A 391-nucleotide genomic window follows, 5' to 3' on the forward strand; every position below is an offset into this window, starting at 1 on the left:
TTGTGAGCGCTTCACTCTGGTCGTGGGTGACGAAGACCATTGTTGTTCCAAGAGATTTTTGTAGGCGCTTCAGTTCGAGCTGCATGTGCTCTCGAAGTTGCTTATCAAGCGCACCAAGCGGTTCATCCATTAGAATTACACTTGGGCGGAACACAAGCGCACGCGCCAGTGCAACCCGCTGCTGTTGACCGCCGGACAGCTCGTGAGGCATGCGGCCCCCATATTCACCGAGCTGAACAAGATCGAGTGCCGCGGCGACACCGGCTTGAATGTCGTAGCCGGATATTCCGCGCATCTTCAACGCAAACGCCACGTTCTGGAAAACGGAGAGATGAGGAAACAGCGCGTAGTTCTGGAATACAACTCCGATGTTGCGCCTGTGGACTGGTAG

General features: G+C 55.0%; 1 protein-coding gene. It reads right to left on the reverse strand.

Features of this window, described 5'->3' with window-relative positions; all coding sequences use genetic code 11:
- Positions 1-391 (reverse strand): ATP-binding cassette domain-containing protein (locus tag EOA27_RS40240; RefSeq protein WP_127259164.1); only part of this gene is annotated, 391 nt, incomplete at both ends.

Origin of the sequence: Mesorhizobium sp. M2A.F.Ca.ET.037.01.1.1 (assembly GCF_003998075.1) — a bacterium.
In the GTDB taxonomy this organism is placed as follows: Bacteria; Pseudomonadota; Alphaproteobacteria; order Rhizobiales; family Rhizobiaceae; genus Mesorhizobium.